The organism is Bacteroides sp. ZJ-18, from assembly GCF_011038705.2.
GTDB classification, from domain to species: domain Bacteria; phylum Bacteroidota; class Bacteroidia; order Bacteroidales; family Bacteroidaceae; genus Bacteroides; species Bacteroides hominis.
Window position 1 is genome coordinate 1717077 of sequence record NZ_CP072198.1, and the last position, 19692, is coordinate 1736768.

Below are 19692 nucleotides of genomic sequence, written 5' to 3' on the forward strand. Positions count from 1 at the left end.
TATCCGATATTTTCCATACATTTGTTGTTTGTATAATACGCGGAGGGTGAATATGATAGATTGGAACTACATAGCAAGCGTAATAGCTACCGTTGCCTTTGATATTATTTATTTCGGGGCTATTATCGGTACGATTGTCATCGTGATTCTCGACAATCGTAATCCGGTAAAGACAATGGCATGGATTCTGATCCTTATGTTCCTTCCGGTTGTAGGGTTGGTTTTCTATTTCTTTTTCGGGCGTAGCCAGCGGCGTGAGAAGATTATCGGTAAGAAAAGTTACAATCGATTGCTCAAAAAGCCGATGGCAGAGTATCTGGCACAGAACTGCTGTGAAACGCCGAAAGAATATGCCCGTCTGATACAACTGTTTCAGAACACGAACCAAGCCTTTCCGTTCGAAGGAAACCGGGTGGATATTTATACCGGCGGATATTCTAAACTTCAGGCTTTATTGCGAGAGCTGCAAAAGGCCAGATTCCATATTCATATGGAATATTATATCTTTGAAGATGATCCGGTGGGGCGTCTGGTGCGTGATGTATTGATAGAGAAGGCACGCGAGGGAGTTGAGGTACGTGTGATTTATGATGATGTAGGGTGCTGGCACGTTCCTCATAGATTCTTTGAAGAGATGCGTGATGCCGGAATTGAGGTGCGGAGTTTTCTGAAAGTACGTTTTCCCCTATTTACGAGTAAGGTCAACTATCGTAATCACCGAAAGATTGTAGTGATAGACGGTCGTATCGGATTTGTAGGAGGAATGAATCTTGCCGAACGTTATATGCGCGGTTTCTCTTGGGGAATTTGGCGGGATACGCATATAATGCTTGAAGGAAAGGCCGTACATGGTCTGCAGACTGCCTTTTTGCTGGATTGGTATTTTGTGGATCGTACCTTGATTACGGCTTCACGTTATTTTCCTAAGATAGAGGCCTGTGGCAACTCTTTGGTACAGATTGTAACGAGTGAACCGATTGGACCTTGGAAAGAAATCATGCAGGGATTGACGGTTGCCATATCCGGTGCCAAGAAATATTTCTATATGCAGACTCCTTACTTCCTGCCTACCGAACAGATACTGGTTGCTATGCAGACTGCGGCATTAGCCGGGGTAGATGTTCGGTTGATGTTGCCTGAACATGCAGACAACCGAGTGACGCACTTAGGTTCCTGTTCTTATCTGGCAGATGCTTTGCGGGCAGGAGTCAAGGTCTATTTTTATAAAAAGGGATTCCTGCATTCCAAATTGATGGTTTCAGATGATATGCTTTCAACCGTGGGGTCTACCAATCTCGATTTTCGCAGTTTCGAACACAATTTCGAAGTAAATGCCTTTATGTACGATATGGAGACTGCCCTACAGATGCGGGAGATCTTTTTACAGGATCAACGGGAAAGTACCCAGATCTTCTTGAAGAACTGGGAGAAGCGTTCCTGGAGGCAGAAAGCGATGGAGTCTGTAGTCCGTTTGCTCGCTCCTTTGCTGTAAAGTGTATCTTCTGCAGTTTATCTGAAAAAAGAGAAGTTTACACTACCGTATACTCTTCTTTCAATGAAATGGGGATTATCCTCAAAGTTATTCTTTTTGCCATGCTCCAGGACAAAAAGTCCGTTTTCCTTCAACATATTGTTTTCGAAAACCAGATCCGGGATTGTTTCCAGTTCTTTCAGTTCATAAGGAGGGTCGGCAAAAATAAAGTCGAATTGCTCATGACTGCCATTAATGAATTTGAATACATCTCCACGTATAGGCAGGCATTTATCCGTCTGCACTTCCTTCATTATTTTACTGATAAAAGCATGATGGGCACCATCTTTCTCTACACTGATGACACGGTCGCAACCGCGCGACACCAGTTCAATGCTGATGCTGCCTGTACCGGCAAAGAGGTCAAGGGCAACAATGCCGTCTTCGAAGTCCATGTAGTTGGATAAAACGTTAAACAGATTTTCTTTGGCAAAATCTGTTGTGGGACGTGCTTTGAATGTTCTGGGCACATCAAATCTTCTTCTTTTATATATTCCGCTGATTACTCGCATGTTAATAAGGCTTGCATGTCAATATTGCTTGCAGGGTTCATTATGAATACTTGTTGAATATATTTACGTAACTCCTGCATTAGTTTTTCTTTATCGTCAAATACACCTGTCAGGTGAAGTTCGTCTCGCTCCTGGTCGAAATTCAGTTGTTTCCAAAGATAGAGGAGATAGTAGATTCGGTCATCTGTTTTGCGACATTCAAATGAATTGGCAAGAAGCAGATGTCCGCGTTCGTAACAGAAAAAGTCGATGGCATTGTGGCGGATAGAGGCATATATCTTTTTACTGTTGCCTAATCTGCTTTTTGCTGAAAAATATTCTGCTAATGGGGCTGCCTGTGAATAAAATCTTGCCTCAGGGTAGTGATCGGACAAGAATTGATAAGTGCTTTTGTCCATACCGAAGATGACTACGGCATTATTCTTTTTTAAAATATTGTATTTTACCGTTTCATTTTCTTTGGGAGTGTGGTTGTGGTAGAATACCATTTCGGACTGATCATCCTCAAACAGTTCAAGGGGGATTAGTGTGAAACGTTTGTCCGCCATCAGGATGTTTACCCGTTTGTAAGTATGATTCAGAAAGTTCAATTCACGAAAAGCCTTTTTGAGGTTGGCTGTAAGAGATAATGAAGGCTCGACCTCTTTCTCAAAGAAAGAGAGCGAACTATCGTGAATCGGATTGTAGATAGAAAAAGAAAATCCATCCGTACTAAGACGGATGGACAATGTATATTGTTCCGATTTACTAAAGTCAATCGTTTCTGCAATTGCTCTATCGGGCATATTCGGATTATTCCCAGTTACCTGCGCCGTTGTTCGGAGTGTCAATAGAACCTACCATCAAGCCTGGATATTTACCCAGTTTGGTTTGAACATCTTTCAAGTTTGCGATTTCTTGCTTGTCAAGTCCGTTCAAGTATACATCATACGGAGTATTAGCCTGGAACAGGAAGATAGGAGCTCCTGATTTAGTTGTATCGTTTCTGGTGTACATTTCAAACTGTGCACCGCCACCGAACGGAACGTATCTCAAAGAGTCTGCATTGAATGATTTATCATAAATGGTATCTGTTACGGCAACCCATATTGTATCACGTTTAAAGCCCATCAAACCGGCAGCTTCAACTTCTTTCCAGTTGTTAGTCTTTTTAGCCTTGTTGATCATAGCCATAGCTTTCTTTTCAGTCATACCGTCTTCCAGTTGTTTGTCGCTCAATACACCTTCTTTAGATACGAAAGGTATTTTTTGTGTCTTAACGAAATCGATCAGTGTGTCAAAGCTTGCAGTGTACTGCTTGTAGATATTACGATATTCTGCCTGAGCTTTACGAATATCGATCAAGCGGGCAACAACTGCTTTGTCTCTGTGCTTTTTAGCATTTTCGAAGTTGATAGGACCCATGATGCTGGCATAGCAAATGTAAACCAAAGCAATTACGCATAGACCTAGTACGATATTAAATACTGTTTTCATGATAAATATGTTTTTTTTAGTTTATATTCGTAGCGCAAAAATAAAATAAATAAATCTAATTAACGATAGTTCTTGTAACTTTTTTCTCGTACAAAAATGATAAATAACTATTTAGAGCGGCAAATTAAGGAAAATTTTTCTTATCAGCCAACTTTTGAGCAAGAAATAGCTGTAAAATCTCTTTCAGAGTTTCTACTTTCTACGGCTAATGAGACGGTTTTTGTGCTTCGTGGATATGCAGGAACCGGAAAGACTTCTCTTGTCGGAGCCTTGGTGAAAGCGATGGATAAGTTACAACAGAAATCGGTATTGCTGGCGCCTACGGGGAGGGCAGCTAAGGTATTTTCTGCTTACGCGGGACATCCGGCTTTTACCATTCATAAAAAGATATACAGACAGCAGTCATTTTCGAATGAAGTAAGTAATTTTTCAATCAATGATAATCTTACCACCCATACATTATATATTGTAGATGAAGCTTCCATGATTTCGAATGAAGGTTTATCGGGATCTATGTTTGGTACGGGGCGGCTTTTGGATGATCTGGTCGAGTTTGTTTATTCCGGTGCAGGATGCCGTTTGCTGTTGATGGGAGATACAGCCCAGCTGCCTCCGGTAGGGGAAGAGCAAAGTCCTGCACTTGTTACAGAGGCATTGAAAGGATACGGACTGAATGTGATAGAGGTCGATCTGACACAAGTGGTGCGTCAGGTACAGGCATCTGGTATATTATGGAATGCGACCCAAATACGCCGGTTAATTGCTGAAGAGGAGTGTTACTCGTTGCCTAAGATAAAAGTGAGTGGATTTCCGGATATAAAGGTAGTGCCCGGTGACGAGCTGATTGAGACCCTGACCGGATGTTACGAAAAAGATGGCATGGACGAGACGATTGTGGTATGTCGTTCCAATAAGCGGGCCAATATATATAATAAAGGTATACGTGCCCAGATTCTTTACCGGGAAGATGAACTGAATACGGGTGATTTGCTAATGATAGCGAAGAATAATTATTACTGGACTGAGAGGTATAAAGAAATGGATTTCATAGCGAACGGAGAGATTGCCGTGGTTCGCCGGGTGAGACGTACTCGTGAACTGTATGGTTTTCGGTTTGCCGAAGTGGTTCTTTCATTTCCGGATTATAATGATTTTGAAATTGAAGCAAACTTGTTGCTGGATACACTCCATTCGGATGCCCCTGCCTTGCCCAAAACAGAAAATGACCGGCTTTTTTATTCCGTACTTGAGGACTATGCGGATATTACTGTCAAGCGGGAGCGAATGAAAAAGATGAAAGCAGATCCGCATTACAATGCTTTGCAGGTAAAGTATGCTTATGCAGTGACTTGCCATAAGGCACAGGGCGGGCAGTGGCAGAATGTTTTTCTCGATCAGGGGTATATGTCGGATGAATATCTGACGCCGGATTATTTCCGCTGGCTATATACGGCTTTCACACGTGCATCGAAGACACTCTATTTGGTGAATTATCCGAAAGAACAAATAGAGTGACAGGAGTATACATAAAAACAGGGAACCCATCTCGGGCTCCCTGTTTCTCTTGTGTAACCTAATCTATTGTCAGTGCATGAATATTAATCTCGTTGTTTAGCGGAAATTGTTTGGAGTAACGTAATTGCCTCCATCATCATTGGTGTCGGCTACGTCCCACCATAAACGAGTTCCTTGTGTATCTACATCTTTCGGACGGTTCGGGTTGGACACTTCGCTATCCGGGTATCTCAGGCGTTTGATGAACTTGCCGTTTGCGACTTCACCCCCTGAGTTGTTGCCTCCTTTAGGTGTTTTCATGTAGCGGGGATAGTCTGTACGGCGGAACTCTGCCCACCCTTCATTGCCATTCGGATATACGGCAATCCATTTCTGGGTGATGATCTGCTCCAGTTGTGCTTCTCTGTCACCACTCTTGAAAGCTTGTAATCCTTTCAGTCCTTCCATATACTTGTTGATCTTCTCCTGACCTTCTTCGTCAGCGCCAATCTGATAGTAGTTGAAGGAAGCTTCGATGCCTTCCTTATATAATTCTTCAGCTGTTCCATTTGCACCTGCCCATCCGCGGAGAGCGGCTTCTGCCCGAAGGAATAAACTCTCGGAGTAACCCAGCCATACAATTTCACGTGCGTAGCACCACCAATGTTTACGGTCGAGTTTCTTCTGGTCTTGCTTGATGAATACGCGACTCGGAGAATAAGTGGTTGTATAGCTACCTCCCAATGAAGTTTCACCATTTTCACAACCATTGAAATCTTTCGTCATATCCTCTTTGGGTTCGGTTAGATTAAGATTTTCAAGGGCAGTCGGTCTCCACCACAAGATTTCGCAACGCGGGTCGAGAATGGTGGATTGTTCTTTGTAAGCTCTTTCCATTTCTTTGGATAACACTACGTTGGCACTCCAGTTGTACAGAAGTGTGTAGATGTTTTCGTTGCCACCCGTTATGTATGAATACTTGGGAGTCTGCTTCATGTTGTCGTCATCGTTTTGCATCAATCCGGCAGGATCAGTCATTGCTTTCTCACCCTGTTCTTTAGCCAGTTGAGGATCTACATTCGATACACGCAGTGCCAATCGTAAGCGAAGGGTATTGGCAAAACGAAGCCATTTGTCTTTGTCACCTCCAAAGCACTTATCGTTTTCACCCAAGCTGTATTGTGCGGTAGATGGGGTGTTATGGAGTGCAGTGATGGCTTGGTCAAGCATCTTAAAGATGACGTCATATACATCTTTCTGATCCATATACTTCACTTTTTCGTCTGTAGGCATTGCACCCTTTACGTAGTATTCCAATGGAATGGCTCCATAAGTGTCTGTCTGCATAGAGATCAGGAATGCGTAGTAGATGCGGGTGATATAGAATGCGTTATGATAGCGTTCCTTTCCACAGAACCAGAATGTTTTGATCAACTGGCTGTACTCTTCTACTGTACGATTATCGTAGAAGTGTTCCCAACGTTTTTTGGACCATCCGTCGTTATATCCGTAAGTAGGTGAGTTGGTTACGAATCCGCTGACATTGTTTGCAAAGTAAGCGGCGTAGATGTCATGGGTCAGATTGGTAGTAACCTGATAGTCGTTATACACTCCTTCGTAAGTTAGGTTGGCAAATACTGAACCGATGGCACTTTCCGTCCCTTGAAGGCTTTTCAGCGCGCTTGGTGTCAGTTCGTAGTCAATATCGATTCCGTCGGGGGTGGCACCGATTATTTCCGGATCGTATACCGGCGCATAGGGGTCGGTATTCATTTCTTCGAAATCATTACATGCAGCCAGTCCTAAGAGGAGGGTGCACATGGCAAGTGATTTATATATTTTGAATTTCATACTATATCTTTATTTATAAAATTAGAAACCAAGGTTAACTGAGAATCCGAATGTACGGGTATAAGGTACGGCCATAAAGTCGATGGCCTGTGAGAACATGGTCGTATCGTAACCACCTTCAGGACTTGTTCCCGGAGTGTGTTTCAACAGATAAGCCAGGTTGCGTGCCACGAATGATACATTCAGCGAGTTGATCGGTGTCTTTTTCAACATGCTTTTAGGGAACGTATAGCCGATAGCCAATTCTTTCAGTTTGATGAAAGAAGCGTCATAGATAAAGTCTTCCGCGTTCAAAGCACCGTAATAGTTGGAAGCTGAAATCTTTTGGGTATTCGGCGTTCCGTCTTCATATACTCCGGGGAATATCATCATGAAGTTGTCGCTTTCACCACGATTCATGGTACGTTTGGCCATACCTGAGCCTGTAGCGTTCATTTCAGAAATAGAGATGATGTCACCGCCGAATTTCATATCGAACATGGCCGATAGTGTAAAGCCTTTGTAGGTGAATGACGGAGATACGGACATCAGCAAGTTGGGTTGGATATTTCCGATGGGTTTTGCCAGGCGTTCGTCAGCGTCAGTAGTAGTCATAGGCAGACCGTTTTCTTTGTTGATGATGATGTTGCCCTGTTCGTCACGTTTGTAAAGGGTCTTAGCATAAATCTCACCCAGTTTATGACCCGGACGTGCACCTACGTTGATCGGGAAGTTAGAGTCACCGTTGAAATAGATGTAATCTACACCTTCAGCCAGTTTCTCTACGTTCGATACGTTTTTGGCCAGATTGACATTTAAGTCGAAAGAGAAGTCTTTCAGTTGTACCGGTGTCGAGTAAATCATCATTTCGAAACCTTTGTTGGTAATTAAACCTGCATTTACCCATTTCCCGCCACTCCAAGGAGCTGCGGCAGGCACTTTCATGATCTGGTTTTTCGTACGGCTGTAATAATAGGTAAAGTCAAATCCCAGACGGTTGTTGAGGAACTTCATATCCAGACCTGCTTCGTAGGATGAAGAGATTTCCGGTTTCAGTTGGTCATTCATCTTCACGTTCGATTTGCTTGGGATCAGTTCACCCTTTTCGAACTTGAATCCGTAGGTGTTATACAGTTGATACGGATCTGTATCTTTACCTACTTGTGCTGCCGACAGACGTACTTTGGCAAAAGTTAACCAGCTTGGTAATGTCTTGTCCAGCGAACGGACAAAATCAGACACGACGAAACTCAAATTGGCAGACGGATAGAAGAAAGAGTTGTTCTTCTTTGGTAGTGTGGACGACCAGTCGTTGCGGGCAGTCAGGTCCAGTGACAGATACTCTTTCCAGGAGAGTTGCAGAGATCCGAAGACAGAGTTAGTAGCACGTTCATGGCCCGTTTCTCCCGCTGTGTTCAGCATATTGGCTGCATTGAAAATCCACTGCCCTTTATCAAGCATATTGCGTACACCGGCATTCAGTGACTCGTAGTTCTGGTACATGAAGTTACCGCCTACAGTGAAGCCCAGACGGAAATTGTCCGTCAATTGTTTGTCACCCATCAATACAATTTCCGCGTTCGATTCGAAGAAGTTCTGTTCTTCACGGTTCATTTCATCGTCTGTGATATCTTTGATACTGCTTTCGCCGTTGATACCGTCACCCGCATTAGTTTCTTCGATTCGGGTACGATAATAGTCGAATGCATACTTGGCGGATAGGTGCAACCAGTCGGTAAAGTTGATTTTCATTCCATAGTAACCGAAGGCTCTCCAACGTTCGTCAGAGTTGTGGCGTTGGTTCAGAACGTAATAAGGATTGCGGATACCGGCAGTAGGACCTGTCCAGTTCACGTGTGCATTGTCGGCTGTGGAGTATTGTTTCAGATCGTCCAGACGGATATTGTTAGGAATACCCATCAATTGAGCGATGGCTCCGTATGTACCGAAATAGGGGCGGTCTTCTGCTTTGGTGCGTGAAAGTGAAATCTTTCCATCCATAGAAAGATACTTGTTCATTTCCATTCCGGCATTCAGGTCAAGGTTGATTCGGTTCAGTTTTTCGTTCGGGAATACGCCTTTGTTGTTTGAACTACCAAAAGAAGCGCGGAAATGTGATTTGTCTGTAACGTTACTTACAGATACATTGTGGTTCTGTGCGAAGCCGGTATCAAAATAATCTTTCAGTTTGTTTCCGTATTTGGAGAAAGCGTATGTGTCGCCGTTCCAGGCTTTCTGCATGCTTCCGTCCAATACCGGTCCCCAGCTTGAGGAGTCTGTCGGATCGTATTTCGCGTAATATTGAGACAGCGGATTCTTGTTCTCATCCTGGGTCACAATGTGTCCCTGTCCATAGCGATCCTGCATCTCGAGGGTTTCGGCTACTTGACTCCAAGTGAAGTTACCGCTATAGCGCACTCCGAAACCGTCTTTCTTGCTGCCTTTCTTAGTAGTAACCAAGATAACACCGTTACCGGCACGTGAACCGTAAAGAGCGGCGGCATTCGGACCTTTCAGTACAGAAATCGATTCGATGTCTTCGGGGTTGATATCGACGGAAGAACCACCGCGGTCAACACCGCCGTAGTAAGTAGCATCCGAGTTATTGTTATCGCTAAACGGCACACCGTCTACAATCCAGAGTGGTTGGTTGTTGTCAGCCAGAGACGAGTTACCACGAATCGTGATCTTGGTAGAACCGCCAAGACCTGTACCGGCCGTGTTCATTTGCAGACCGGCTACTTTACCTTGCAATGCACTGGTAACCGAAGGGTCTCCGGTCTGGTTCAGTTGGTCACCTTTGATTTCCTGTACGGCGTATCCCAACATTTTCTTTTCACGTTTGATACCTAAAGCCGTCACAACCACTTCACTGATCATCTGGGTATCTTCACTCATGGTTACGTTCAGGATGCTTTCCTTTGCGGGCAGTACTTGTTGTTTGTATCCGATATAGGAGAATACGATTTCAGCTTTCGGATCGTTGACCGTCAGGGTGTATTTACCTTCCAAATCGGTAATGGCTCCTGTGCTGGTACCTTTTACGGATACGTTTACACCGATCAGTGCTTCGCCGTTGGCATCTACAACCGTACCGCTGACCTGCCGTTTGACCGGGGTTTGTGCCGGATCCTGCTGTTTGGCAGCCTGAGACAGATAAACAATGTTATCTTCGATTTTGTATGTCAGGTTTTTGCCTTTAAGTGCAGCGTTCAGCAGTTGTTCCAGACTTACATTCTTTACTTCCAGATTCTCAATCGGCATGTTCGACGATTGATCGTCATAAAAGAATTGATACTTAGATTGGGATTGCACTGTCTTGATCACTTGCCCCAATGTAGTGCGGGGAGTCGAAAATGTGAATTGTGCGAATGACCACTGAATAGGAGCAGCAGCCAAAAGAATAACCAGCGATGCTTTGAGCAGCTTGGGTCTTTGAAACAGAGTTTTGTTTTTCATTGACTATAATTAAATTAATTAGTTAACTTTAAAAACATACAAGGTTTAAGCATGGTATTTATAATATAAATCAAGTGGCTTTTGTGCCCTTGATGTTAATAAAACAAGTATCCCGAAAGAAACACTTACTTCAGTTGCTGACTTTTTTGAGATTTATTTAGGAGGGACTTTCGAAGGGTGCTTTTCTCTCCTTTATTATGGGATGGGGCGACTCAGTTTAATGAGTAGGAGGATATTCAGCCTAATGAGTAGGGGCATTCCCATTGGGTTGAGTCGATCCACCATTTAAATGGAGGTGGATCGACTGCCTCTAAGACAAGTGGAGTTGCTTATTTCTCTTTTGAGAATGAATACGGAGCGTCTTCTTCGCTAATACCTCTGTTGAGATTAGGCTGTGATCCCATCTTGAACTCGAGGATTCCACCTTTCAGCAAATCGTCGTGCTTCAAATAGTTCCGTGATGATTCCTTTCCATTCATACGGAGCGATTCAATGTACAGGTTTTCTTTACTGTTATCCGGTGCATCTATCACGAGGTTATTGCCGTTCTCAAAATGCAGAGTTGCCTTTTTAAAAAGGGGAGCTCCTAAGACATACTCGTCTGTACCCGGACATACGGGATAAAATCCGAGTGCGGAGAATACGTACCAGGCAGACGTCTGTCCGTTGTCCTCGTCACCACAATAGCCGTCAGGTCCCGGAGTATACATGCGGTCCATCACCTGACGAAGCCAGTATTGTGCTTTCCAAGGTTGTCCGGCATAGTTATACAGGTAAATCATGTGTTGTATCGGTTGGTTGCCATGCGCATAGTTGCCCATATTCATTACTGTCATTTCACGAATCTCATGAATCACCTGTCCGTAATAACTGTCATCGAACACCGGCGGAACGGCAAATACGGAATCGAGCATTGTGATAAACATCTTTTTACCTCCCATCAGATCGATCAGGCCTTGCGGGTCATGAAATACCGACCAGGAATAATGCCAACTGTTGCCTTCTGTAAAAGCATCACCCCATTTCAGCGGAGAGAACGGTGACTGGAACTGTCCGTTTTCATTGCGGCCACGCATCAGTTTGCTTTCTTTGTCGAATACATTCCGGTAATTCATGGCACGTTTGGCAAACTGTTCGATTTCTTTTTGGGGGCGGTTCAATGCTTTACCCAATTGATAGATACACCAGTCATCATAGGCATACTCCAATGTACGGGCGGTGTTCTCATTGATTTTCACATCATAAGGGACATACCCCAGTTTGTTGTAATATTGATAGCCCAGACGTCCGGTAGAAGAGACCTCCGGATGCACGTTTTTCGTACCGTGAATCAATCCCTCGTACAGGGTCTTCACATCATCTACCTTCACTCCTTTCAGATAAGCATCTGCCAATACTGATGCCGAATTATTGCCAACCATGCAGCCTCTATGTCCGGGACTTGCCCATTCCGGGAAGAAGCCGCTTTCTTTGTACGTGTTGATGAGTCCCTCCTGTATCTCTTTGTTTACCGAAGGATACATCAGGTTCAGGAATGGGAACAAGCAACGGAATGTATCCCAAAATCCGGTATCGGTGTACATATATCCGGGAAGCACCTGACCGTTGTAGGGACTATAATGAATCGGTTGACCGTCCGCTGTCAGTTCATAGAATTTACGGGGAAACAGGAGAGAACGGTAAAGACAGGAGTAGAATGTACGGTACTGATCCAGATTGCCGCCTTCTACTTCTATTTTGCCCAATACATGATTCCAGGCATCATTCCCTTTCTGTACCAGTTGTTCAAAGGAGTCGTTGCCTAACTCTTGCAGATTCTGAGTCGCTTGTTCGAAACTGATGAACGAAGAGGCTATGCGGGCATGTACGATTTCGCCTTTCCGGGTGCGGAAACCGATGACAGCTCCGGTATGATCGGCTTTCTGTTCCAGACTGCCTTCTTCCAGTTTTTTATCAGCGAAAGTGCCTTTGTAAGAGAAAGGCTTATCGAACTCGATGACAAAGTAATTTTTGAAGTTCTCGGGTACTCCGCCACTGTTACGGGTGGTATAGCCGATGATTTTATTTTCTTCCGGAATTACTTTTACGTAAGAACCCTTGTCGAAAGCATCTACAACAACGTACGAATGCTCGTTTTCGGGAAAAGTGAAGCGGAACAGGACTGCACGCTCCGTCGGGGTCATTTCGGTCACGACATCATGTTCGGCCAAGTATACTTTATAATAGGCCGGAGTGGCAATCTCGCCTTTGTGACTGAACCAACTGGCACGTTTTTCTTCGTCAAACTCCGGTTTGCCTGTTATGGGCATGATGGAGAACTGTCCGTAATCGTTGATCCAAGGACTGGGTTGATGGGTTTGTTTGAATCCCTTGATTTTGTTGGCTGTGTACGTATATTGCCATCCGTCTCCCATCTTACCGGTTTGTGGTGTCCAGAAATTCATTCCCCACGGGCGGGCAATGGCGGGATAGGTGTTCCCGGTTGATAACTCGAAAGAGGACTGTGTTCCCATCAAGGGGTTAACATATTGGGTCCAGTCTTTGGCCTTAGCCATCAATGAGCAAGCTACAAGGCAAGCGGTCAAAAGAATTTTTTTCATGGTGTGAATAAGAGGTCTCGGAGACGTGTCAAATCTTGCCACAGAAGACACAGAGCAAACGCAAAGTCATGGATGATTCATATGAACACTCCGTGCGACCCTGTGGTGAAAAGGCTTTTGATATAGCTCCGGACCTTTTTTATTAAATGAATATTATGTAATTTCTATCTACTATGATTACATGGGGCTGTGTTAAAACTCTTTTTACCACGGAGTAACACAGAGTATCGCAGAGCTTTTTGCTAATAATCAGTAACTTAAATCACCTCTGTGCTACTCTGTGTCCTCTGTGGTGAGTTTTGACACACCCTCTCTGTTCCCTCTTCCTGAGAGAGATTAGGGTTGCGGTCGCCGATCTGTCATCTCAATTTCCAGTGTACTTCCCGCCACAATGTCATCATGTGTGAAGAAAGGCTTTTCCAGCGGTTCCCCGTTCAGCTTCATGCTTTTGATATACTTATTCTTTTTAGAGTTATTCTTGGCTATTACTATAAATTTCTTTCCATCAGGCAGATTGACCACAGCTTTGTCAAATGCAGGGCGTCCTATGGAATAAACCGGTTTACCGGGACATACCTGATAGAATCCCATGGAGTTCAGTACATACCAAGCGGACATTTGGCCGCAATCTTCATTACCCGATAGTCCGTCTACGGTATTGGCATATTGACTGCGGTATACACTGTCTACCAATTCCTGAGTTCGCCATGGGCGGTTCACGTAGTTGTACATGTGAATCACGTGATGGCTTGGTTCATTTCCATGTGCATATTGGCCGATCAGTCCGCTGATATCCGAAGAGATCGTTTCGCCCTCCAGTGAGGAGTCGGCGGTAAACAGAGAATCCAGTTTGCCGACAAAGGCATCTTCACCTCCCATCAGTTTCACCAAACCTTCGATATCGTGGGGGACAAACCAGGTCCACTGCCAGGCAGTTCCTTCGCAATAGTCGTCGTTGCGGTGAGTAGATGAACGTGGGTTGAACGGAGTGCGCCATTCCCCCTTACTGTCCAGTCCCCGCATAAACCGGGTTTCCGGGTCGAAGTAGAATTCATAAGCTTTCGCAAAGCGGGCATATTTATCCCGGGTGTCATAGTCATTCAGTGCATCGGCAAAGATTGAAATGCACCAGTCATCATAAGCATATTCTAATGCTTTGGCAACCGATTCGTTTTCGCGGTCGCATGGCACGTAACCGATCGAGTTTTTATAATATTTTGCTTTCGGCATCAAGTGAGGCAGCACCAGGGCAGGACATTTGATTCCTGTCGTATCATATTCAGCCGCACGCACACACGCACGATAAGCCTCCTGAATATCGAAGTTGCGGTCACCTTTCATATACGCATCTACAATAACAGGAACAGCATGGTAGCCAATCATTGTACCGGTATAATTGGAAGCCATGTCCCACATCGGGAAAATCCCACCTTCCTGTTGCTTTTTGATCAGAGAACGTATAAAGTCATTGTTCAGGTCCGGATCGATAATGGTCATCAACGGATGAAGTGCACGGAAAGTATCCCACAGTGAGAAGATGGTATACATCGGATTAAGCGTGTCACCTTGATGTACTTGTAGGTCCATGCCCAGATAGCGTCCGTCTACATCTGTAAACAGGTTTGGGCTGACGGCAGTGTGATAAAGTGCGGTGTAGAAAATGGTCTTATCATCCTTGTCATTCGTGGTGATATCTATCTTCGACAAAGTTTTGTTCCATGCTTTGCGTGCTTCCTTACGTACTCCGTCAAAGTCCCAATCGGGTATTTCTGCTTCCACATTTTTGCGTGCGCCTTCTATATCCACGGCGGATATTCCGACTTTTACAAATACTTGTTCGTCTTTTGCCGTGTTAAAGTGTAGCAGTACTTTGCAGGTCGGCAGTAATTTACCTCCTTCGTCAAGCGCCATCGAGTCGGTTACCAGTGTGTAAGTGAAAGGTTTTGAGAATTTTGCATAAAAGTTGATGTATTGGTCGAAGGCCCAGTACATTGTTTTCTTTCGTCCACAAATTTCGGTAGGGCTGATGACTTCTATCTCCATCTCTTTATTGGTCTGTCGTTGCAGGCTATAGTCAAAATCGAGGATGAATCCGGCTTCTCTACTTTCCGGGAAAGTGTATCTGTGGATGGCTGCCCGTTTGGTTGCAGTTAGTTCGGCCTTTACCTGATAGGTGTCCAGGAAAACGGAGTAATAGCCCGGTTCGGCAGTCTCGTTCTGGTGTGAAAAACTGGAAGCATAAGCCATCTTCTGGCTCTGTGAACCTGTTGGGAGATATTTCTGTTCGCCTACCGTAGGCATCAGCAGCACATCCCCATAGTCACAACAACCGGTTCCGCTCAGGTGGGTGTGTGAAAATCCGTTGATGGTAGAGTCTGCATAGTAATAGCCCGAACAAGCGTCCCACCCATCTATACGGGTGTCCGGGCTGGGTGAAATCATGCCATGGGGCAGGATAGCGCCCGGAAAAGTGTGGCCGTGTCCGCCGGTACCGATAAATGGGTTGACATAGGCTGCATAATCAGTCATGTCCGGCGAGTTTGTGCAGGAGTTCAGAGACAATAAGCCTCCTAAACATCCCGCCAGGAATGTTCTAAATCTCATGGTACTATATGTTTATTTTAATTAGTTGTTTACTTGTTACGTGAAGAAATAAAAATATTATCTCCCACGATCTTATAACTGATTGGTATAGAGTTGTCCAGTGATTGGAGTACAGACTCTATATTATCTTTCTTTTTCAGTACACCCGAATAAGTTTTGTCTGACTTTATATCGGGTGAGAGAATGATCTTCACATCATAAAAACGTTCCAGTGTCCGGGTGATGGCAAAGATGTCGGCTTGTTCAAACGGAATCAGGTCATTGTGCCATACGGCATCCAGTTTGGCATCTACCTGCTTCACTACCAGTCGGCGGGTTGTTTTATTCAGTTCGGCTTTTTGTCCCGGCGAAAGGATGATCATTCCTTCCTCATTGTTGCCTTTAACCTCTATTTCTCCTTCGATTAATGTCGCTTCCGCCAGTTTGTGGCTTTTGTCACACTTGAAGTTGAAAGTCGTGCCCAATACTTTGATGCGCATCGCTTCACTTTTTACGATGAAAGGACATTGGCGGTTTTTAGTGACCTCAAAGTAGGCTTCTCCGTCAAGGAATACATCTCTTTCGGTATTGGAGAACTCTCGTGGATACCTCAGTGTTGCCGACTGATTCAGCCATACCTTACTGCCATCGGGCAGTACTATTTCCTTCACTTTTCCGTCCGTAGATGAAGCTGTTATCATATCCCGGGTGGGGTCAGCCTGGTAATATAAATATCCGCCTCCGGCACCGACCATCAAAGCCAGTACGATGATGGCTGCATATCGCATCCATTGGTGCATTCTGATAACCTTGCGGCTATGTGCCTCCTCCTGAGCCAGCTTTTTGCATAGTCGTGCTTCTGCCCGGGCTGTTCTTTTCTGATCCGGGAAGCTGTCGTGTCTGCCCAAATGATATATCTCCTCCATCCGGAAAAGTCGGCGGGCATTGTCATCTGATTCCTTGATCCAAGCGTTTACTCTGGCAAAATCTTCGTCAGAACATTCGCCCGTCAGATATCTCATCAATATTTCTTCGCTCAGATTATTCATCTTTTCTTTTTCATTATATAATAGAAACAACTAATTCTTTAAAAACACTTATCTATTTGATAAAAAATAATAGGAATAAAAGCCATAAATGGCTAAGACGGCTGCGTAAGAACTTCAGCGCCTTGTACATGTGGGCTTCTACCGTGCGTAAAGATACTCCCATTACGTCAGCTATCTCTTTATTTTTCATTTCGTGCAGGTAGCTCAGTTTGAATACCTCCTTACATTTGTCCGGCAGTTCATTGATGGCTTCGTAGATTTCGTTCCGCAATTCACGGTCTTCTATTCGCCGAATAACTTCGTTGTTGTCCGGTTGGTAGAATTCAGCCCGTTTCTGGTTGATTTCTTCCACAGCGGCGCAGTATCCATCCTCTATACTGCGATGTTTCAGCACATTCAGCGCCCGGGTATATACCGCCCGGTAAAGGAAGGCCTGGATTTGGTCACCTATCACCATGGAGTCTTTTCGTCTCCACAGTTCCACAAATACGTCTTGAACCACGTCTTCTGCTTCTTCGTCACCCACCAAGCGGGTGGCGTAGAATATCAGGTTCGGATAGTATTTGCGAAACAGTGCTTTGTAGGTTATGTCAAATGTATCGTCCATCTTTTTAGCTACATATTACCTCTTTTTTCCCATCTCAAATTCAAGGATTGCACCACTCATGATCTGTTCATGTGTAATATAACTCTTATCATAGGGCTTCCCATTCAACTTGGTTGACAGGATATAAATGTTTTCCTTGTTGACTGCGGGAGCTTTGACAGTGAATGTTTTTCCGTTGCCGAGGTGCATTTGTATTTCCGGGAAAAGGGGAGTGCCTATCTCATATTTACCGCTTATCGGATCGACGGGATAGAATCCCATAGCGCTGAATACATACCAGGCAGACATTTGTCCGCAGTCTTCATTACCACAAAGTCCGGCAGGAGTGTTCTGGTAAAGTTCGTTCATCACTTTGGCTACATACTCCTGAGTCTTCCAAGGCTGACCTACTGCATTGTATAAGTAGATGACGTGGTGGCTGGGTTCATTGCCGTGTGCGTATTGTCCGATCATTCCGGTGCTGAACAGAGGAAGTTCGTCATCAGCCGAGGGATGGAAGGTGAACATGCTGTCCAGCTTTTGGGTAAAGCGTTCTTTTCCTCCGACCAGGCTGATCAGTCCGTCTACATCGTGTTGTACTGACCAGAAGTATTGCCAGCCGTTGCTTTCACAGATGTGAGGAGTATAAGCGTCTGCTTCAAAGCCTTTCTGGAATTCTCCTTTGTCATCACGTGGCTGCATAAACGAGGTGGCAGGGTTATACACATTACGATAATTCTGCGACCGCTTATAAAATTCGTCCGCAATCTCTTTCTTTCCCAGTTTTTCTGCCATACGAGCTATGCAGTGATCATCGTAGGCATATTCCAGTGTTTTAGACAATGACCAGTTTTCGGCATTATAACTGTCTTTTTCATTGAAGGGGACATAGCCCAGTTTTTTGTAAGCGCCTATTCCGCGATAGTTGTCCAGATTGGCGGTAACTACACAGGCTTCCAGTGCTTTTTCGGGATCGAAATTGCCTATACCTTTTAAATAAGCATCCACAATTACGGGAACAGCATGATAACCGATCATCATGTCGGTTTCACTTCCATAAAAGTTCCAGACCGGTAAACGCCCGTTCTGTTCGTAGAATGCAAGAAATGATTTCACCATGTCGTTCACTCGTTCCGGTTCGGTATATGTGAACAGAGGATGTGCGGCACGATATGTATCCCACAGTGAGAAAGTGCTGTAGTTCACCCATCCGTTTGCTTGATGTATCTTTTTATCCGGTCCGTAGTAAGCACCGTCCACATCGCTGTAGATGGTGGGGGCAAGCATACTGTGGTACATCGCAGTGTAGAAGTTTACCCGGTCGTCTTTGTTGTCACCTTTGATTTCTATTTTAGAGAGCTGCCTATTCCAGTTGTCACGGGCAGCCTCACGGTATTTTTCAAAATCATTTTCAGGCACTTCAGCTGTCAGGTTCTTGGCGGCACCTTCCATGCTTACGCCTGACAGTGCTGTATTGACAAGAATCTGTTCACCGTCTTCCGTGTCAAAGTCGAAACGGGCTACAGTAGCGGTACCTATTCGTTTACCGTCTTTCATAATGGCGGTAGTATCCATCTGTACGGCAGCAAAAGGCTTGGAGAAGCGGGTGCGGAAGTATACGTGTTGATTTCGTGCCCATCCGTCGGAAAAGCGATATCCCTGAATAGTCACCGAATCTATTACTTCTATGTGAGAGTCGTTGGTGAAGTCCCAGTTCATAGCCTTTTTCAGGTTGAGGAAGATAGCGGCTTTCGCTTCGGGAAAAGTGTAACGCTGAATGCCACACCGTTCGGTGGCTGTCAATTCTACATTGATTCCATAATCTTTCAGCAGTACCTGATAATATCCTGCCGTGGCGCTTTCGTCCTGATGGGAAAATTTGGAGTAGACGCCCAACGGAGCTTCTGCTTCTTTGTAGGGCAAGGTGACAGGCATAAACGAAATGTCATATAAGTCTCCGGCTCCCGTACCCGAAAGGTGAGTATGGCTGAACCCGGCAATTGTGCTGTCGGGATAGAAATATCCTGAAATGCGGTCCCAGCCGGGCAGTCCGTTGTCCGGACTAAGCTGAACCATGCCGAAAGGTGCTTGCGCTCCGGGATATGTGTTACCGGTGAAGTCTGTTCCGATAAATGGGTTTACATATTGTGTGTAATCAGTGGTTGTCTGCTTGGGGGCAGACGTACAGGCTGTAAATACGAATAAAAGAATAAATGATAAATGAAAAAATGCTTTCATGCGGCTTGGGTTAGAATTTTAGTAATTGATTGATTCAGTGTACAAAGGTAGAGAATATAAATGTAAAACGAAAGAACTTGTGTGTGGATTGATTCGTCTTTTTGTTTTTCGGCTCGTTATTACGGGGTAGGAGGACTGCTATTCTAAACTGCTGAGTGTAGACAATACATTTTCCGTTTCGGTTATCTCTTCTTTGTGTTTTGAAAATAGATATGTATAGATAAAGTACTTCTTCCCCCTGGGCGATCGAATGTATAAGTGTGATTTGTGCAGAGTTCCTATAGGTGGTTTAAAGGAAGGGAATCATTGGTTTAAAACCGAAGGGGCATTGGTT

At 44.6% G+C, this 19692-nt stretch carries 12 protein-coding genes; 2 read left to right on the plus strand and 10 right to left on the minus strand.

Features of this window, described 5'->3' with window-relative positions; translation table 11 throughout:
- Nucleotides 1–52 precede the first annotated feature (52 nt).
- Nucleotides 53–1492 (plus strand): cardiolipin synthase, encoded by a 1440-nt coding sequence (gene cls, locus G7Y45_RS06875; RefSeq protein ID WP_005810475.1) that lies wholly within the window; start codon nucleotides 53–55, stop codon nucleotides 1490–1492.
- Between the two features lie 17 nt (nucleotides 1493–1509).
- Here the strand turns inward: cls and G7Y45_RS06880 are convergent, their stop codons facing one another.
- The 3 genes from G7Y45_RS06880 to G7Y45_RS06890 are packed head-to-tail and all read right to left on the minus strand — an operon-like array spanning nucleotide 1510 to nucleotide 3519.
- Nucleotides 1510–2043 carry an RsmD family RNA methyltransferase gene (locus G7Y45_RS06880; protein ID WP_032529912.1) on the minus strand — a complete coding sequence of 178 codons (534 nt, stop codon included), beginning with the start codon at nucleotides 2041–2043 and terminating at the stop codon, nucleotides 1510–1512.
- Nucleotides 2034–2828, minus strand: coding sequence for a DUF3822 family protein (locus tag G7Y45_RS06885; RefSeq protein WP_032529913.1), 795 nt, complete (start codon nucleotides 2826–2828; stop codon nucleotides 2034–2036). Before G7Y45_RS06885 ends, G7Y45_RS06880 begins: the two co-directional genes overlap by 10 nt.
- A gap of 7 nt (nucleotides 2829–2835) precedes the next feature.
- On the minus strand, nucleotides 2836–3519 hold the full coding sequence (locus tag G7Y45_RS06890; RefSeq protein WP_005810469.1) for a hypothetical protein: 684 nt from the start codon (nucleotides 3517–3519) through the stop codon (nucleotides 2836–2838).
- A 96-nt stretch (nucleotides 3520–3615) separates the two neighbouring features.
- Here G7Y45_RS06890 and G7Y45_RS06895 point away from each other — a divergent pair, with 96 nt between their 5' ends.
- On the plus strand, nucleotides 3616–5034 hold the full coding sequence (locus G7Y45_RS06895) for an ATP-dependent RecD-like DNA helicase (protein ID WP_165017450.1): 1419 nt from the start codon (nucleotides 3616–3618) through the stop codon (nucleotides 5032–5034).
- Nucleotides 5035–5130: 96 nt separating this feature from the next.
- On the opposite strand, the gene G7Y45_RS06900 is transcribed toward G7Y45_RS06895, so the two are convergent.
- The 7 genes from G7Y45_RS06900 to G7Y45_RS06930 all read right to left on the minus strand — a co-directional run bounded on the left by G7Y45_RS06900 (nucleotide 5131) and on the right by G7Y45_RS06930 (nucleotide 19358).
- Nucleotides 5131–6864, minus strand: a complete 1734-nt coding sequence (locus tag G7Y45_RS06900) for a SusD/RagB family nutrient-binding outer membrane lipoprotein (RefSeq protein ID WP_005810464.1) — start codon at nucleotides 6862–6864, stop codon at nucleotides 5131–5133.
- A 21-nt stretch (nucleotides 6865–6885) separates the two neighbouring features.
- Nucleotides 6886–10302 carry a SusC/RagA family TonB-linked outer membrane protein gene (locus G7Y45_RS06905; protein ID WP_032529915.1) on the minus strand — a complete coding sequence of 1139 codons (3417 nt, stop codon included), beginning with the start codon at nucleotides 10300–10302 and terminating at the stop codon, nucleotides 6886–6888.
- Nucleotides 10303–10631: 329 nt separating this feature from the next.
- On the minus strand, nucleotides 10632–12902 hold the full coding sequence (locus G7Y45_RS06910; RefSeq protein ID WP_165017453.1) for a GH92 family glycosyl hydrolase: 2271 nt from the start codon (nucleotides 12900–12902) through the stop codon (nucleotides 10632–10634).
- 336 nt (nucleotides 12903–13238) lie between these two features.
- Nucleotides 13239–15506: a GH92 family glycosyl hydrolase gene (locus G7Y45_RS06915; RefSeq protein ID WP_165017456.1), complete on the minus strand. Its 2268-nt coding sequence runs from the start codon at nucleotides 15504–15506 to the stop codon at nucleotides 13239–13241.
- Nucleotides 15507–15535: 29 nt separating this feature from the next.
- Nucleotides 15536–16534 carry a FecR family protein gene (locus G7Y45_RS06920; RefSeq protein WP_022011427.1) on the minus strand — a complete coding sequence of 333 codons (999 nt, stop codon included), beginning with the start codon at nucleotides 16532–16534 and terminating at the stop codon, nucleotides 15536–15538.
- A 52-nt stretch (nucleotides 16535–16586) separates the two neighbouring features.
- Entirely contained in the window at nucleotides 16587–17141 is a 555-nt protein-coding gene (locus G7Y45_RS06925; RefSeq protein ID WP_005775460.1) for an RNA polymerase sigma-70 factor, read from the minus strand.
- 15 nt (nucleotides 17142–17156) lie between these two features.
- Entirely contained in the window at nucleotides 17157–19358 is a 2202-nt protein-coding gene (locus G7Y45_RS06930) for a GH92 family glycosyl hydrolase (protein ID WP_032537226.1), read from the minus strand.
- Nucleotides 19359–19692 lie beyond the last annotated feature (334 nt).

Excerpts from the sequence above, each read along its gene's own strand:
- G7Y45_RS06905 (WP_032529915.1), bottom strand. The coding sequence starts at position 10,302 with ATGAAAAACAAAACTCTGTTTCAAAGACCCAAGCTGCTCAAAGCATCG.
- G7Y45_RS06880 (WP_032529912.1), bottom strand. The coding sequence starts at position 2,043 with ATGCGAGTAATCAGCGGAATATATAAAAGAAGAAGATTTGATGTGCCC.
- G7Y45_RS06895 (WP_165017450.1), top strand. The coding sequence starts at position 3,616 with ATGATAAATAACTATTTAGAGCGGCAAATTAAGGAAAATTTTTCTTAT.
- cls (WP_005810475.1), top strand. The coding sequence starts at position 53 with ATGATAGATTGGAACTACATAGCAAGCGTAATAGCTACCGTTGCCTTT.
- G7Y45_RS06925 (WP_005775460.1), bottom strand. The coding sequence starts at position 17,141 with ATGGACGATACATTTGACATAACCTACAAAGCACTGTTTCGCAAATAC.
- G7Y45_RS06915 (WP_165017456.1), bottom strand. The coding sequence starts at position 15,506 with ATGAGATTTAGAACATTCCTGGCGGGATGTTTAGGAGGCTTATTGTCT.
- G7Y45_RS06890 (WP_005810469.1), bottom strand. The coding sequence starts at position 3,519 with ATGAAAACAGTATTTAATATCGTACTAGGTCTATGCGTAATTGCTTTG.
- G7Y45_RS06900 (WP_005810464.1), bottom strand. The coding sequence starts at position 6,864 with ATGAAATTCAAAATATATAAATCACTTGCCATGTGCACCCTCCTCTTA.
- G7Y45_RS06920 (WP_022011427.1), bottom strand. The coding sequence starts at position 16,534 with ATGAATAATCTGAGCGAAGAAATATTGATGAGATATCTGACGGGCGAA.
- G7Y45_RS06885 (WP_032529913.1), bottom strand. The coding sequence starts at position 2,828 with ATGCCCGATAGAGCAATTGCAGAAACGATTGACTTTAGTAAATCGGAA.
- G7Y45_RS06910 (WP_165017453.1), bottom strand. The coding sequence starts at position 12,902 with ATGAAAAAAATTCTTTTGACCGCTTGCCTTGTAGCTTGCTCATTGATG.
- G7Y45_RS06930 (WP_032537226.1), bottom strand. The coding sequence starts at position 19,358 with ATGAAAGCATTTTTTCATTTATCATTTATTCTTTTATTCGTATTTACA.